This window comes from Stenotrophomonas sp. YJH_SMC_37 (assembly GCF_059370035.1).
This window is the reverse complement of the sequence record NZ_JCAFTG010000003.1, coordinates 103,677-117,674: the sequence shown is the minus strand read 5'-3', so window position 1 is coordinate 117,674 and position 13,998 is coordinate 103,677. Positions and strand designations below refer to the sequence as shown.

The window sequence follows — 13,998 nt, the reverse complement described above, 5'->3', positions numbered from 1 at the left end:
ATCGAACCGGTGGGGTGGGAGACGGTGTGAGGGCGCGCCCTGAGGCAAGCCAGCCAAGAACAGGTGCTGTCCGCTGAAGGGTAGTGCCGGCCGCTGGCCGGCTCCCCTTTGACGCCCAGAGCCGAAGGAATGCCGGCCCGCGGCCGGCACCTCCCGCAGCCAGGCATGGCTTGGCGCTACGGGTCGGGTTTCACCCTTACCACCCGTTTCCGGTACTCGTACACGTTGTCACCGCGGATGCGCTTTTCCTCGGTGCCGGTGACCCGGCCCACCTGCTTGTCCGAACCGGTCACGGGCTGTGCCTCGATTTCGGTCTCGTGCTCGAAGGAATGCGATTTGTCGGTGTTGCGGTAATAGCGGTACAGCGCCCAGTACAGCGCGGTCGCGCCGGCTGGACCTGCCGCCAACAGCCAGAGTCCACTGTCGTCGCTCATGTCGATGCTACCAGGAAGGCAATTGCGAGGGCTTCAATGATGGTGCCGGTGGCCAGTGCCGCCAGCAGCATCTTCCATTGCTGCACGGGCACGCTGCCCATGGTTTCGCCGGTACGGCCGTTCACCGCGATGTAGTGCAACATGCCGCCGTTCTTTCCGGGCTGGTGATACGAGTACAACCACACCGGCAGGTACATCGACACCCAGCGCGTTCCATGCACCTCCAGCTGTTCCTGTTCCCAACGCACGCCACGGTTGTAGCGCCTCACCGAACCTTCCACCTGTGCGCGGGCAATCGACAGAAGCTGGTCTTCCAGCCGCGGCCGCAGCTTTTCCACGTCGAGATTGCGTTTTTCAGAGGTGAAGCCGGCCAGGTACGAAGCGTTCCATTTCACCGCGTTCTTGGTGTCGAATGGCAGGATGGTGTTGATGATGTTGTTGGTGTTGGCCCGGGTATCCAGATTGCCGCGCTCGGCCGAGGATTCCAGGGGCAGGTCATCAACGGTGAAATCGACCTGGCGTTCGACCTGGTAGACATCGGCGTCGTAGAGGGTGCGCTTGTTCTTCTCGCTGCCCACCGTGTACTCGCGCGTCTTGATCTCGCCCTTGCCGGCCACGGCCGCGCTTACATTGCTGTCGACGATCATGTAGGGGAGGAACACGCCCACCACGTTTTCCGGGGTGAACTGGTCCTTGAACGCTTTCAGCGCGAACATCCGGCGCTTGTCGACGAACTGGCGGATGCGCGCGACCGCATCGTCCTTCTTGATGTGGAAGGGCAGCACTGCATCGGGCACGGCGCCATTGCTGATCTGTTCGTTGACGCCGAAGACGTGGCGGCACCAGTGGCAGCGCGCCGTCATCGTGCTTTCGGTATTGACCGTGACCTCGGCACCGCAGCCGGTGCACTTGAACGTCATCAACGCCGAGGTGTCGGCGTCGATGTCACGCGCGCCGGAGGCGATGACCGTACCGCGCAGCTGGTCGATGGCCTCGCCCAGCCCGAATTCCTCCTCCACGCGCGCGCCATGCCATTCGTGACGGCAGTACAGGCAGACCAGGATATCGGTGCCGGCCTTGGGCCGGATGTCGGTGGCGCCGCACTTCGGGCAGCGGTTGAGACCGTCTTTCAGCTCGCTGGCCGAGGTATCGATGGCCACAGGATCGGGCGCTTCCACTTCATCGCGGATGGCCTGTGGCAGAGTCGGCGTGTCCAGCGGGAAGCTGCCGGGCAGGGGAGGGACGTCCTGCGGCGAACCGGGCCCATCCAACGACGCCGCCGGCAGGGGCGGCGGCGTCGCGGGCACGGATCCGGGCAGCGGCGGTGGGCCGTTTCTGGGATCGGACATGTGGGTTGTGCGTTCTGCTGTTACAGGCCCAGTGCCTTGGCTTTCAGGGCGTCATAGTCGCCTTGGGTGATCAGGCCCAGGTCCAGCATTTCCTTTGCCTTCTTCAGCTTGGCCACCGGGTCATCCGCAGCCGGGGTGACCGGCTGCTGCATGCCGCCCACACCGAACATGCCCGAGGCCATGCCGACACCGACCAGGCCCGCCGCACCGCCGTTCTCGCCGGCCGACTGGATGCCCTGGGCGACGCTGGCCTGCAGGTTGGAATTGCCGCGCGAACCGGACAGCGCATCGGCGCGCTGCACGGTCTTCAGCAGTTCGCGGGTGTTGGCGTCGTACTCGATCGAGACGATGGCGGTCTTGACGATGGCCAGGCCGCGGTCGGACTTCCACTGGTAACCCTGCTCGACGGCGGCGGACAGGCTCTGCGCGAAGCCCAGCGAGTCCTGCTGCAGCTTGGTGATGCGGTTGCCCTTGCCCGGATCGTTGGTATACAGGCTGAAGGCCGGGGCCAGCGAACCGACCACTTCATTGAACAGTTGGCTGGCAGCGGCGTTGTCCAGATCCGTGAAGTCGAACACCTGGCCCGGCCGCAGGTAGCTGGCCGGCACGAAGTTCTTCACGAACAGGATCGGGTCGACGATCTTCAGCGTGTACGAGCCGCGGGTGATCGCACCGACCTGGGTATTGAGGAATCCGTCGTCCCAGTAGATTTCCGACTGGGTGCCGAAGCGGTTGTCCGGCAATTCCTTCAGCGAGACGAAGTAGGCCGCCTGCTGCGCGCCCGGCTGGCCGCCGAACTTGAAGCGTTCCCAGCTCTGCTTGATGAAGGTGCTGACCAGGCCGTCGCCGGCGAAGATCGACTGCGAGTTCAGATCGTCCGAACGCCATTCGTAGCCACCCGGTTCGGCGACGAATGCGGTGATCGCACCGTCCTGGAACAGCAGCAGGCCGTAACCTTCGGGCACGATGATTTTCGAGCCGTTGGTGATGATGTTGGACGAGCCGCTGGTGTTGGAGCCGCGGCCGGCATTGGTGCCCTGCGGCACTGCCGCGAACAGGGCGGCCGTGGACGGCAGGCCCGCCGGCACGGTGTAGAAGTCCTTCCACTGGTCGGCCAGCACACCGCCAACCGCACCCTTCACCGCCTGTACCAGACCCATGACCAACTCCCTGTGATTCGAAGGCAGGCACCATGCCTGCCGAGCTGGACTGAATATAGCAGCGGTGGAGGACGGCAGTAGTGCCGGAACATGAATCCGGATCAGCGCCGGCCAGTGCCGGTTGGCCCGGCCCGTACCGCCTGCAGCACGGCCGCCATGTCCAGCGCCCCCGATCCGGACGCCAGTGCCTGTGCGAACAGCGCGTCGCTGGCGTCGATCAAGGGCGCATGCATGCCCACCTCATGGGCGGCAGCGGCTACCAGCCCACTGTTCTTGCGCACGTCGGTGATCGACGCCTGCACGCTGAAGTCACCACGGATCATTTTGTCCAGCTTGATTCGCGATACTTCGCTGGCCATCGGCCCTGCGTTGAGCACCTGCGCGAAGCGGTCAAGCTCGATGCCGTGTGCTTCGGCGAAGTACACCGCTTCGGCCAAGCCGGTGACCAAGGTGATCAGGTACAGGTTCACCGCCAGTTTCATGCGCAGTGCGGACGGCACTGCACCACAGCACACCGTTTGCCTGCCCATCGGTGCAACCAGTGGGGCGGCTGCCGCGAGGTCGACATCGGCACCGGCCAGCAGGATCACCAGCTGCGCCGCTTCGGCCTGCACGCGTGAGCCAGACACCGGCGCTTCCACGTAGCGGCCGCCCGCGGCACGGATCTGTTCGGCCAGCGCCTGTGAGTACGTTGCCGAGCTGGTACCCATGTTGATCAGCAGGCGGCCCTCGACCCGCTCGCCAAACGCCGCGCCATGCCGATCGAGCACGCTGTCGATGGCATCGTCATTGGCCAGCATCAGGATGAGGGTGTCGCAGGCCGCGAATACCTCGTCCACCGCCTCGCAGACGTTGATGCCGGCGGTGCGCGCGGCCGCATGGTTGCGGTCGGAGCGCGACCAGCCGCATACCTCGTAACCTGCGCGAGCCAGATGGGCCGCCATGGGCGTTCCCATCACTCCAAGTCCCAGGAATCCGATGCGCATGATGGACGTCCGCTGGCCGCAGAGCGCCCATCATGCCATGGGCAGTGGCCGCTAGAGCATGTAAGGAATCTTGAACGCCAGCGTGAAGTCCGGTGCGTCCGGGGTCAGTCCGATGCCCAGCAACGTCACCAGCGTGGTGTGCTGGTTCAACGCATAGGTCACGCCCAGGTTCAGTGATGCCGCATTGGCGTCACTGCCGATCACCTTCATCCACTTGCCACCCTGGAAGCGGGTGGAGGCGCGGGCGCTGATGCGGTCGCTGAAGGACAGGCTCAGGCTGGTCCGCTCGTTGAATGCGAAGGCCACCCCAGCACCGAAGTACACCGAGCCGCCCAGCTTCACGTCGCCTGGGTTGACCGTATCCGGATTGCTGTCGATGTCGCTGAAGCCGCGAGGGATGGAGTGCACGTACCCGATGTTGGCGAACAGGATGGCCGGGTCAGCGGTCTTCACCATCGACAGGCCGAGGTTGGCCTGCCATACGCCGTTGCCGGTGGGTTGCTCGCGCGGCACGGCGAAGCGGATGTAGTCGTCGTCATCGCGTTCGATCACCTTCCAGTCCAGGCCGTAGGGCGCGCGCCCGGTGGGGGCGGTGACACCGGCCGTGAGCACGGTCTCAGGGCGCCAGCCGCGTTCGCCGAACAGCCGGTAGTTCGCGCTCAGGCCAATGTCGCCCAGGCCGTTGCCGTTGGTCTGCTCCTGCGCGATGGCGGCCGCTGCACCGCCGGCGCCGCCTTTCTGGTACACGGTGCGCCGCGCCAGGTAGGGCACATCCAGGTTGAGGGTCAGGTTCGGGCTGACGCCCCAGCGGGCCGCCACGTTATAGGTCAGCGAGTCGGACTCCACGTTCTCGATGGCGATATTGCCGAGGAAGATGGCGTCCAACGCGAGGAAGCCGTTGAGGGTGAGCTGCTTGCGGTCATAGCGGGCGTAGGTGAGGCTGTTCTCGATGGTGAAGCGACGCGAGAACAGGGCCGATTGCTGCTGCTTCACGTCGTCCACGCTGCGCCGCGACTCCTGCCTGGCCTGCTGGGCCTCGGCAGCGGTACTGGCGTAGGCCTCGCTGCTCGGTGGAACCGCGGCGGCCGCCGCCTGCGCCAATGGCGCGGCAGGTGGGGTCGAGGCTGGGCCAACCCGCCCGCCCAAGCGTGCCTGCATGGCCTGCACCTGCATGTCCAGTTCGCGCAGCCGCCGCACTTCCTGTGCGTAGTTGGCTTTCAGCTGTTCCAGCTGGTTGGCCAGGGCCTGCACGTCTGCGCCATCGTCAGGCGTCGGCGGCACGGCAAGGGCGGTGCCCGCCAGCGCCGCCAGCGCCAACGGGGTGATCCTCATCAGGGTGTGCATGTTCGTGTCCTGCGTTGTGGAGCGTTTCCCCCAATGCCAGGCCCTTCTACTGGCCCGGCCCCATGCCGCGGTTCAACGCAATCGCCTGGGCCACGTTCTGGCTCAACGGCAGGTTGCCGCCCACGGCGTTGCGCACCAGCTCCAGCCGCAGCTGGTTGCTGGCGATCTGGCCGTCACCGGTAAGGGCGATGCCCTGGCCGACGCTGCCATTGCGGATCCACTGCTGCACCAGCCCCTGGCCATCCACCTGCAGCAGCAGGTGTGCCTGGTTGCCTTCCAGCACGGCCGTCGCGCTGGCGCCGGCCGGCTGCGCGGTGACGTTGCCTGCGCCATCAGAGAGAACAGCCGGCACGCCACCCTCGCGGACGGTCAGCGTGGTGACGTTGCGCGCGACATTGCCATCGCCGGCCACCTGCACGCTCTGCACCAGGCCGCTGGCATTGGCCAGGCCGCTGCTGTCGATGCTGCGTCCGTGGGTATCGGGCAGCGGCGCATCGGCTGCCGTGACATTCACGCTGGGCTGGAAGCTGAGCTTCGGCGCGCCAGCACCACGGAAGTCCATGCCCAGGGTCAGGCTGCCCTGCAGGGTCGTGCCGTTGCTGGCCTGCCACTGCGACACCATGGTGACCCCGAACCAGGCAACGTTGTTGCCACCCACGGTGTAGCGCCCCCGCATCAGGCTCAGCTCCGGGTCGGGGATTTCCGTGAGTCCACGCCCCGTCCTGCCGTCGGCGGCCTGCAGGGGCAGGGCAGGGGCCATCAGCAGCAGAGCCATCCATACGTGTTGACGGAACATGGTCGTACCTCCTCAGAACAGGTCGGCGTGGCTGAAGCCGAAGTCGACCAGTTCGGCATCGGTGATCGGCCCTTGCCGCGCGTAGAGCGCGCGGGCGCTTGGCCGTTCGCTGGGTTGCAGAAGAACGGTGTTGCGATCGAAGTCGCTGCCGATCACCACGAAGACCGCGCGCGATGGCCAGGCGGCCAGGAACTCCGGCAGCGCCAGGCTGCGGTTGCCGAGGATCGGGTCAGCCACTTCCACGATGCCGTTGCGCACCTGCTTGAGCACCACGAAATGGCGGAAGCCGCGCACGTCCATCAGCACCAGTCCTGGCACGCGAAGGGTGCGCAGTCGTGTTTCATCGATGCGGTAGCCCCGGCCACGCATGCCCAGCGATTCCACGTAGCGCTTGATGTCGAGCAGGGAGAAGCCGCGTTCGGCCACCAGCGCTGGATCGGAAACCCCCATCATTCCTTCGATCACCGTCGCTTCGTCGGTCTGCAGGTGATAGGCATGGCGCAGGATGGTCGCCAATGCGGCTGCCCCGCAGCTGTAATCGGTGTGCTGGCGCACCACGTTGCGGTAGCGCCGCTCCTGCATGCTTTCGACCTTCTGCTGCAGCAGCGCGCCGTTGGGCAGCACGCCGGCGAAGTGGACCTCGCCGGCCCACGCCCATGCGGTGCCCAGCAGCCACAGGCAGGCCAGCAGGCGCATCGATGGAGGGCAACGGATCATCTACGTTCTCCGGCAGCAGGGGGGAGCCCCCGTTCCAAGGGGGAGGAGGAACAGGGGCTCCCGGGGACCCGGCCATTGGCGGACGGCCGGGGTGTTGCGCTTACTCGCCGCTGCCACCACCGCCGCCGGTGCTGGGCTGGGCGACTGCCAGGGCCAGGCTGTTGGCCTGCAGGTTGCCGGTGCCCGCAGCAACGTTCACGCCGATGTTGCCGGAGGCGCCCGAGAAGGCACTGCCGGACAAGGCCGAGGTGTTGGTCGCATTGACGTTCACCCACCGCGTGGTGCTGACCGTGCCGCTGAGGCTGGCATACAGGTCAGCCACGCCCAGTTCGACGAACTGGCTGGTGCCACTCTCACGCGTATCGAAGCCCAGGCCGCCCACCCCTGGCCGGTTGGGGTTCATCGTGGCGTTCTGGATCTGGTTGTCCAGATCGATATGGCCGGTGCTGTTGCCACCCGGGTGCGGCAGCTCGCCACTCCACGTATCCAGGTAGTAGTTGGCCATCTGGTAGGCGTTGCCGGTGCCGCGGTAGGTGCCCGCGCCATAGGCCAGTGTCAGGCCGCTGACGCCGCCACGCATGCCGACCTGCACGGTATCGGTGTAGGACTGCACGAAGCCGGCGTTGCTGACCGTGTTGCCGGTGGAGACCTGGTTGGAGCTGATGCTCGACTGGGCCACCGCCGTGGTCGCTACCGACGCCGCGAGCGCGTTCTTCTGCTCATTGTTGTTGCCCGAGGCGATGTTTACACCGATGTTGCCGGACGCGCCGCCAAAGGCGTTGCCGCTGAGACCTGCGGCGTTGGTGACACCGGAGTTCATGGTGGCGTTGCCGAAGCCGGCCTGGTTGACGAACACCTCGGCGTCGGCCATGCCGAAGCTGAAGGACGCATCGGCCGCAGATAGTGAGGCCGCGTTGTCCTGCGCATTGTTGTCGCCGGAGACGACATTGAAGCCCAGATTGCCCGAGGCACCGGCACCGACGCTGTCACCGATCGACGCGCTGTTGGTGACCAGGCTGTTGCTGGTGGCGTTGTTGCTGATCGACTGCCGGTTGTCGATCACGGCAATGGCCGCCGAGTCGAGGTCGATGTCGCCGGTGATGTTCGGGTCGCCGGAGAAATTGATGTCGGTGCTCAGGCGCAGGTCCTTCTCCAGGTTCACGTCGACGCCGTGGTTGTTCTTTTCCTTGCGTTCGTCGGCCTGGATGTTGCTGTGCTTCTGCACGTTGACGTTGACAGTGCGGTTGCGCACGTCGTTGTCGGTGTGGTTGTGCGTGTCGTTGCGGGTCTCGCTGACGGTGTGGTTGTGGTTGATGTTCGCGTTGGCGTTCTGGTTGTCCCAGCCATTGGCCGCAGCGGCGGTCGAGGCAGTGGCAATCGCCATGGCGAGCATGGTCTGTTTGACGGTCGCTTTCATGGTGCCCTCTCTCTCATCAGGTGGTGCATCGGTTGGGTGGTTGTCACGGGCGGTCCTGCACGACCAGGCCCAGTACGTTGGCCGTGTCGTTGCCGTTGCCCGCGATCTGATTGAGTTGCAGGACCCCGTCGAATCCCCGCAGTGCGGTGCTGGCTACACCGGCGCTGCGGGTGCCCGTCGCGACGCCGTAACCGGTGTCGTCCCGCCCCCCTGCCAACGCGGAACCCTCGGCGGCCAAGGCCGTATCGTCGGTTTCGCGTATGCCCTGTCGGGCCAGCGTCGCGCTGACGACGTTGAGCGTCGTGTTGGCGATGCCGCTGGCCTGGTTGATGGATGCGATGCCACTGGCACCGGCCAGTGCGTCACCGCCAATGAACGCGGTGGCCTGCAGCGGCCCGGACAGCACGCGGTTGCCCTGCTGCAGTTGCCGGGCATTGATCGCCACGTCGGCGCGATCACCCTTGGCGATACCCCGCAGGTTGGCCTGCACGTTGAGGTCGCCGGCGGCCTGGTTGACGGCGATGGCCCCATTCGCCCCGGCCAGTGCGTGGCCGTCGATGCGGGCCACGTCGAGATAGGCGAGCATGCCGCCGTAGTCATCGGCCCGGGTCGCCCAGGGCGCGGCAGCGAGCAGCAGAAGCACGCCGTGCAGGGCCTTCATTTTCCACCTGCCGGGGCCGTGCCCTGCAGGGGGAACTGGGCCAGTGCGCCGCGCACGGTATCGGCGATACCGCGGGTGCTGCTGCCGACCGCACCGAGCGGACCGCTCATGGCGCCCCCGAGGTTGCTGCCGACCATGCCATCACCACCGCGGCCAAGCGTGCCGCCCAAGGCCTGCTGGGTGACCCGTTCAACGGTGGTTCCACCCGGCGCCGCGATGGACGCGGCCTGGCCGGCGCCCATGCGGGCATAGTCCTCATCGCTCAACTCGTCCATGCCGGTCGTCGTGCCACCGGCGCCCAATGCGGTGGCGATCTCGCGCTGTGGCTTCGGGTCGGCAATCAGGGCCATGCCCGGTGGTGCCATGCGATAGGCCGGCCGCGCGGAGACGTCCCGCAACAGGACGATTTCGCCCGGCTGTGCCTTCACGCCCTGGCGGGCGCCGGACGCGGATGCGCCCGTGCCAACCAACAGCAGGGCGATTGCCAGTGCTGCGGCCAGGCCGCGAACCAGGGTGGTGCCGTCCATGCCGATCTCCCGCGATGGGTGCGGCGGAACCACGCATCAACCGTGCCAACCTGGAAGTGCCCACCCGCCAATGTCGGGACCGTGCAGCACCTGACCGTGCTGCTGCCACGGTGTTACAGGCACGTCGGGGAATCGTTGGGATTTCGAAGCCCCAGGCACCGCAGGGCAAGGGTGGCGGGCAACTGTTGCATGGGTGTTACAGGTGGCGCCGCCGTCTGCAACGGTGCCGGTTCAGCCACGAATTTCTTGACGCATTGCTCATTGCGCCGCCGTTTAGGGAAGCGCTAGGATCCGCCCAACAAAGGCCGCCCCGGTGGCCGTAGAGGTCCCGGCGGGGGGCGGCACGCCGGCGATTGCCTGACAGTCCGCCGACGGTGTCCGGATGCTGGGGGAAGCATGGCAGCGGTCCCGGAGGCTTCTACGTCACGTTGCGTGCTCTGGTTTGGCGAGCCGTTGGCGAACGAGCGCAGTGCGCTGGCGGCAGCAGGCTGGCATGTGCGCAGCATCCATCCCGATCCCGCCATGGCGATAGGCCTGCGTGGGCGCGATCGATTGCTCGCCGTACTCGATCTGCGCCATCTCGATGCGGCGTCGCTGCAGCTGCTGGAACCGTGGATCGAGCAGCACCAGCATCTGCCCTGGCTGGCGGTACTGCCACCGGGCGCCGGACCCACATCGCCGGCCTGGCTGCCGTTGCTGCAGCGATGTGGCGCGCGCTTCACGCTGCCGTTCGGCCTTCAGGACCTGGTCTGCGCAATGCGCCAGCAGTTCGATGCGGATGATCCGCCTGTCGATGCAACCTGCAGTGGGTATGGACCGCATGCACTGATTGGCGAAAGCGCTGCGCTGCATGCGGTGCGCACGGTGCTGCACAAGTTCGCGCCGGTGGAACTGCCGGTGCTGGTCACCGGCGAAACCGGTACAGGCAAGGAACTGGCTGCACATGCGCTGCATGCGCTGTCGGGGCGCGCCGGCAGGCCTTTCATTGCGGTTAACTGTGGTGCGATTCCGGCCAGCCTGGTGCAGTCGGAGCTGTTCGGCCACGAACGTGGCTCGTTCACCGGTGCCGACAAGCGGCAGATCGGTGTGTTCGAATCCGCCCATGGCGGTACGGTGTTTCTTGATGAGGTAGGCGATCTGCCGGCAGAAGCGCAGACCAGCCTGCTGCGCGTGCTGCAGGAGGGGACCTTCGAGCGCGTGGGCAGCAGCCAGCCGCTGCGCGCGGACGTGCGAGTACTTGCCGCGACCCACGTCGAACTGGAACACGCGGTGGCGCAGGGGCGGTTCCGCAGCGATCTCTACTACCGCCTGAACGTGCTGCGCCTGCTGATGCCACCGCTGCGCGAGCGCGGTGCCGACGTGCAGCTACTGGCCGAGCACTTCCTGCGCTGCTTCCGGTTGCGCCACAGCGTGCGTGCACGCGGCTTCGCACCGGCCGCACTGCAGGCGATGCGGCGCTTCGACTGGCCCGGCAACGTACGCGAACTACTGAACCGTGTGCAGCGTGCAGCGATCATGGCCGAAGGCGAGCTGATCAGTGAGCGTGACCTGGAGCTGGGCGCATCGGTAGCGGCCCTGCCCGCGGCGATGCTGCACGATGCGCGCGGCCAGGCCGAGCGCGATGTACTGCTGCAGACCCTGCGCCAGACCGGCTACAACGTCTCCGAGTGCGCGCGGCAGATGCAGATATCGCGGGTCACGGTGTATCGCCTCTGCCGCAAGCACCGGTTGGAACTGCCTGCACAGCGCTGATCAGCCGGCCGCCAGGTGCTTGAACAGGCGCAACGGTTTGCCCGCGACGCGCTCGATCACGCCCTTGGCTTCCAGGTCCAGCTGCACGGCCTTCAACCACCAGCCGGCGGTGGCACCTGCCGGGAACAGCGCGGCGGGCAGGTGTGGCAGCAGTGCCTGTTTCGCCTGCGCGACGGTCAGGCCGGGCGGTTGCGCGGGCAGCGCCCGCAGCAAGGCATGGCGCATGGCGAGGTACTTGGCGCGATCCACGCGCTGGATGTGCCCGGGCGTGGTGATGCTTTCGATCTCGATCCGTCTGGGCTCAGGCATGGGTATCTCCCGCGACCTCGATGCGTGGGCTGCGGAAGCCCATGGCGATCCACGCCTTCATCAACCGCGCATAGAAGCGCAGCGACCGGGTCTTCAGGTTCGGCACATCGTCAGGAAGCACAGACGCATCAGGAAGATCACTGACCATGGTCCGTATCTCCACGGCAGGTCTTGTCGATGCCGGCCACAACAGGCCATACAGGCTCAGCCAATGGCCGCCGCTGAACTCCAGGAAGAGCGGCGTATTGCAGCAGCCGGCCAGCACGCGGCGGCTGCCGCCCCTGCTGGACAATCGCAAGGCACGCAGCATGGCATGCCCGGCATCGATGCTGACGCGATCCTTGCGGTGCATTACGAAGAGCGTCTGGCCGTGCGGGCCCAGCACGTCCGGTGCTCGGGGCATCGACTGCAGCATGGCGCCGGCCTTGCGGCAGCTGTCGCAGCAGCATTCGACGGTGGCAATGGATTGGCCCGTGGCGGTCAGGCGTACCTGGCCGCAGGCGCAGGCAAGGGACTGGTGTGAGGCCATCTGCGTTTTCTCCTGGGGGAGTCATCCTCTCGACGAACCGGGGCGCGGAAAATCGACAACATCTGCCTTCAAGGGCGCATCATCCGATAGCGGATGCGGTACAGGTCCAACCCTGCACCGTCCGCGCGCCGCGCCGAATAGGTCAAGGTGTCGGGTTGCGAGCCATCCAGCATCGCGCCGTAGCTGTCGCCGGAGGCCTCGTTCAAGGGGGAGGGCAATGCAAGGCCCGCGTCATAGCGGCCTCCACGCTCGTAGGCGATGAACTGGCGTACCGGTGCACTGCCGAAGTCCAGGGCGCGGGCAAACACCAGCGTCCGGCCGTCGCCCAGGAAGGTGGCATCGAACTCCTGCGCTGCGGTATTGAGGTCTCCCGGCAGCGGCCGTGCCGGCTGCGCCATGTCACGGACCATCGCTGCGACGTAGAGGTCATGGCCACCCGCACCGCCTGCGCGATCGCTGGAGAACAGCAGCGTGGCTGCGTCCGGCGAGAGCATCGGCGCGAATTCATCGGCCGCGCTGTTCACTGCCGGGCCAAGATTGACCGGCTTCCCGAATCGACCGTCGCTCCCCATGCTGACCCGGTACAGATCGTCGCCGCCCAGGCCGCCTGCGCGATCCGAACAGAAATACACCACGCGGCCATCGGCGGAAAAAGCGGGATCGAAGTCGCGCCCCGGCGAGTTGAACGGCACCGGCATCGCCGGCCGCCAGCGCTGCCCATCGTTGCGGGAGACCCAGATGTCATACCCACCCGGCCCGCCGGGCCGGTTGCGGCTGAACCACAGTGCGGTTTTTCCGTCCGTGCTCAAGGTCAGTCGAATCTCGTCGTATTGCGTGGATGCAACGCCCGGGGCAAAGCGCTCGGCGGGGCCGACGATCCGCAGCTCCCGTGATGGAGACGCGGGATGCGACGCAGCAACCAGCAGCATCACGGCCAGCAGCGCCTTCATGCCTGTCGCTCGAAGTCGCTGACCCAGTTTGTTTCCCAGCTGCGCCCGCCATCGGTCGATGCCGCCTGTTCCCAGCGCGCCGAGCGCGGGGTAATGCGTGACCAGATCACCCGCGTCTGGATTGATTGACCGTCGTGCTGGTCTTCGCCGAAGAAGCGGCCGACACCGGCATGGAAACCACCACGCAGTGGCGCGCCGATCCGGGTTGGCTCCCGGCCATCCAGCCACCAGCTCAGCCAGTGCCGCTCCGCCGCATTCCAGGCGCGGATGCCCATGCCTCGCAGCGGCGCTCCAGGCATGTCCATCAGGTTGTCACCCACGTTGCCGAATCCTCCCAGGACCGGCCAGTTGTGCAGGGTGCCGTTGAACGCGTCCCATGCATCGCTGCCTGCCAGCCGAGCGCGCAGGCGACGATGGCGCACGTTCCAATGGCCAACCAGGAAATCAAAATCGCCCGGTGCATCCGGCAGCTTCGGAAGCGGAGAGGGGACCGCAGCAGTGCGGCGGAACCAGTTGCGCCAGTTCACTTCCCAGTGCGCACCGGCATCGTCGGAGAACGCCTGTTCCCACCACGGCTCCTCGCCGTGGATGTCATGCCAACGGAACCAGACCTCGACGGGGCGCCCGTCGATCCGGTCGGTGCCGCGGAAGCTGCCGGCATCGCCCTTGAAAGCGCCGCGCACAGGGGCTTCGATATGGGCAGGGTTGCGGCCATCGATCCACCAGATCGACCACGTGGAAGACACCGGATCGAATGCACGCACGCCCAGGCCCCTGTAGGGGCCCGAAGGCAGCGCCATGACGTTGTCATCGATGGTGCCGAGTCTGCCCAGGGTGAGCCAGACCGCGCTGGAACCGGTGAAGAACTCCCATCGGGTATCGCCGACCAGGCGCTCCTTCAGGCGTCGGTGCCGGACCTGCCAGTTGCCCTGCAACCATTTCCAGTCTTCGCTGTGGCTGGGCAGCGCCCACCCGGAGGGCAGCGCCGTAGATGCCGCCGCGGCGGCCAGGGTGGCCAGGAACTGCCGTCGATCCATGTGCGTGATCCCCTGTCGAAGGTGCCTCCA

Annotated in this window: 14 protein-coding genes and 1 pseudogene; 1 reads left to right on the top strand and 14 read right to left on the bottom strand. The window is 66.5% G+C overall.

Annotated features, from left to right (window positions below; translation table 11 throughout):
• Nucleotides 1-176: 176 nt before the first annotated feature.
• From AC5P8J_RS05245 to AC5P8J_RS05200, 10 genes and pseudogenes are all read right to left on the bottom strand, one after another.
• Nucleotides 177-434 (bottom strand): hypothetical protein, encoded by a 258-nt coding sequence (locus AC5P8J_RS05245; RefSeq protein WP_134734805.1) that lies wholly within the window; start codon nucleotides 432-434, stop codon nucleotides 177-179.
• Complete coding sequence (locus tag AC5P8J_RS05240) at nucleotides 431-1,783, bottom strand: TFIIB-type zinc ribbon-containing protein (protein WP_180832459.1); 1,353 nt, start codon at nucleotides 1,781-1,783, stop codon at nucleotides 431-433. Before AC5P8J_RS05240 ends, AC5P8J_RS05245 begins: the two co-directional genes overlap by 4 nt.
• Nucleotides 1,784-1,803: 20 nt before the next feature.
• Entirely contained in the window at nucleotides 1,804-2,943 is a 1,140-nt protein-coding gene (locus AC5P8J_RS05235) for an SPFH domain-containing protein (RefSeq protein ID WP_197577931.1), read from the bottom strand.
• 101 nt (nucleotides 2,944-3,044) lie between these two features.
• Nucleotides 3,045-3,935: pseudogene (locus AC5P8J_RS05230) on the bottom strand (NAD(P)-dependent oxidoreductase); the annotation flags it as partial.
• 45 nt (nucleotides 3,936-3,980) lie between these two features.
• Nucleotides 3,981-5,273 (bottom strand): transporter, encoded by a 1,293-nt coding sequence (locus AC5P8J_RS05225; RefSeq protein ID WP_227854190.1) that lies wholly within the window; start codon nucleotides 5,271-5,273, stop codon nucleotides 3,981-3,983.
• 46 nt (nucleotides 5,274-5,319) lie between these two features.
• Nucleotides 5,320-6,069, bottom strand: coding sequence for a hypothetical protein (locus AC5P8J_RS05220; RefSeq protein ID WP_197574998.1), 750 nt, complete (start codon nucleotides 6,067-6,069; stop codon nucleotides 5,320-5,322).
• Nucleotides 6,070-6,081: 12 nt separating this feature from the next.
• Complete coding sequence (locus AC5P8J_RS05215; RefSeq protein ID WP_134729190.1) at nucleotides 6,082-6,786, bottom strand: C39 family peptidase; 705 nt, start codon at nucleotides 6,784-6,786, stop codon at nucleotides 6,082-6,084.
• 100 nt (nucleotides 6,787-6,886) lie between these two features.
• Complete coding sequence (locus tag AC5P8J_RS05210; RefSeq protein ID WP_057504019.1) at nucleotides 6,887-8,203, bottom strand: FapB/FapC family functional amyloid domain-containing protein; 1,317 nt, start codon at nucleotides 8,201-8,203, stop codon at nucleotides 6,887-6,889.
• 43 nt (nucleotides 8,204-8,246) lie between these two features.
• A complete protein-coding gene (locus AC5P8J_RS05205) occupies nucleotides 8,247-8,864 on the bottom strand; it encodes a FapB/FapC family functional amyloid domain-containing protein (RefSeq protein WP_111098489.1) in 618 nt (205 codons plus the stop codon).
• Nucleotides 8,861-9,391 (bottom strand): FapA family amyloid fibril periplasmic chaperone, encoded by a 531-nt coding sequence (locus AC5P8J_RS05200; RefSeq protein ID WP_134729192.1) that lies wholly within the window; start codon nucleotides 9,389-9,391, stop codon nucleotides 8,861-8,863. The genes AC5P8J_RS05205 and AC5P8J_RS05200 overlap by 4 nt, the downstream gene beginning before the upstream one ends.
• A gap of 396 nt (nucleotides 9,392-9,787) precedes the next feature.
• Here AC5P8J_RS05200 and AC5P8J_RS05195 point away from each other — a divergent pair, with 396 nt between their 5' ends.
• On the top strand, nucleotides 9,788-11,143 hold the full coding sequence (locus AC5P8J_RS05195) for a sigma-54 dependent transcriptional regulator (RefSeq protein WP_021202356.1): 1,356 nt from the start codon (nucleotides 9,788-9,790) through the stop codon (nucleotides 11,141-11,143).
• Here AC5P8J_RS05195 and AC5P8J_RS05190 read toward each other — a convergent pair whose 3' ends face one another.
• The 4 genes from AC5P8J_RS05190 to AC5P8J_RS05175 all read right to left on the bottom strand — a co-directional run bounded on the left by AC5P8J_RS05190 (nucleotide 11,144) and on the right by AC5P8J_RS05175 (nucleotide 13,968).
• Nucleotides 11,144-11,452 carry a DUF6958 family protein gene (locus AC5P8J_RS05190; RefSeq protein ID WP_134729194.1) on the bottom strand — a complete coding sequence of 103 codons (309 nt, stop codon included), beginning with the start codon at nucleotides 11,450-11,452 and terminating at the stop codon, nucleotides 11,144-11,146.
• A complete protein-coding gene (locus tag AC5P8J_RS05185; protein ID WP_134734809.1) occupies nucleotides 11,445-11,981 on the bottom strand; it encodes a GFA family protein in 537 nt (178 codons plus the stop codon). The genes AC5P8J_RS05190 and AC5P8J_RS05185 overlap by 8 nt, the downstream gene beginning before the upstream one ends.
• A gap of 68 nt (nucleotides 11,982-12,049) precedes the next feature.
• Entirely contained in the window at nucleotides 12,050-12,931 is an 882-nt protein-coding gene (locus AC5P8J_RS05180) for a TolB family protein (RefSeq protein ID WP_495216654.1), read from the bottom strand.
• Nucleotides 12,928-13,968, bottom strand: a complete 1,041-nt coding sequence (locus tag AC5P8J_RS05175; protein WP_134734811.1) for a twin-arginine translocation signal domain-containing protein — start codon at nucleotides 13,966-13,968, stop codon at nucleotides 12,928-12,930. Before AC5P8J_RS05175 ends, AC5P8J_RS05180 begins: the two co-directional genes overlap by 4 nt.
• Between the last annotated feature and the right edge of the window lie 30 nt (nucleotides 13,969-13,998).

Coding starts and splice junctions, on each gene's coding strand:
- AC5P8J_RS05225 (WP_227854190.1), bottom strand. CDS start 5,273: ATGCACACCCTGATGAGGATCACCCCGTTGGCGCTGGCGGCGCTGGCG.
- AC5P8J_RS05180 (WP_495216654.1), bottom strand. CDS start 12,931: ATGAAGGCGCTGCTGGCCGTGATGCTGCTGGTTGCTGCGTCGCATCCC.
- AC5P8J_RS05240 (WP_180832459.1), bottom strand. CDS start 1,783: ATGTCCGATCCCAGAAACGGCCCACCGCCGCTGCCCGGATCCGTGCCC.
- AC5P8J_RS05215 (WP_134729190.1), bottom strand. CDS start 6,786: ATGATCCGTTGCCCTCCATCGATGCGCCTGCTGGCCTGCCTGTGGCTG.
- AC5P8J_RS05245 (WP_134734805.1), bottom strand. CDS start 434: ATGAGCGACGACAGTGGACTCTGGCTGTTGGCGGCAGGTCCAGCCGGC.
- AC5P8J_RS05210 (WP_057504019.1), bottom strand. CDS start 8,203: ATGAAAGCGACCGTCAAACAGACCATGCTCGCCATGGCGATTGCCACT.
- AC5P8J_RS05235 (WP_197577931.1), bottom strand. CDS start 2,943: ATGGGTCTGGTACAGGCGGTGAAGGGTGCGGTTGGCGGTGTGCTGGCC.
- AC5P8J_RS05200 (WP_134729192.1), bottom strand. CDS start 9,391: ATGGACGGCACCACCCTGGTTCGCGGCCTGGCCGCAGCACTGGCAATC.
- AC5P8J_RS05220 (WP_197574998.1), bottom strand. CDS start 6,069: ATGTTCCGTCAACACGTATGGATGGCTCTGCTGCTGATGGCCCCTGCC.
- AC5P8J_RS05195 (WP_021202356.1), top strand. CDS start 9,788: ATGGCAGCGGTCCCGGAGGCTTCTACGTCACGTTGCGTGCTCTGGTTT.
- AC5P8J_RS05185 (WP_134734809.1), bottom strand. CDS start 11,981: ATGGCCTCACACCAGTCCCTTGCCTGCGCCTGCGGCCAGGTACGCCTG.
- AC5P8J_RS05175 (WP_134734811.1), bottom strand. CDS start 13,968: ATGGATCGACGGCAGTTCCTGGCCACCCTGGCCGCCGCGGCGGCATCT.
- AC5P8J_RS05205 (WP_111098489.1), bottom strand. CDS start 8,864: ATGAAGGCCCTGCACGGCGTGCTTCTGCTGCTCGCTGCCGCGCCCTGG.
- AC5P8J_RS05190 (WP_134729194.1), bottom strand. CDS start 11,452: ATGCCTGAGCCCAGACGGATCGAGATCGAAAGCATCACCACGCCCGGG.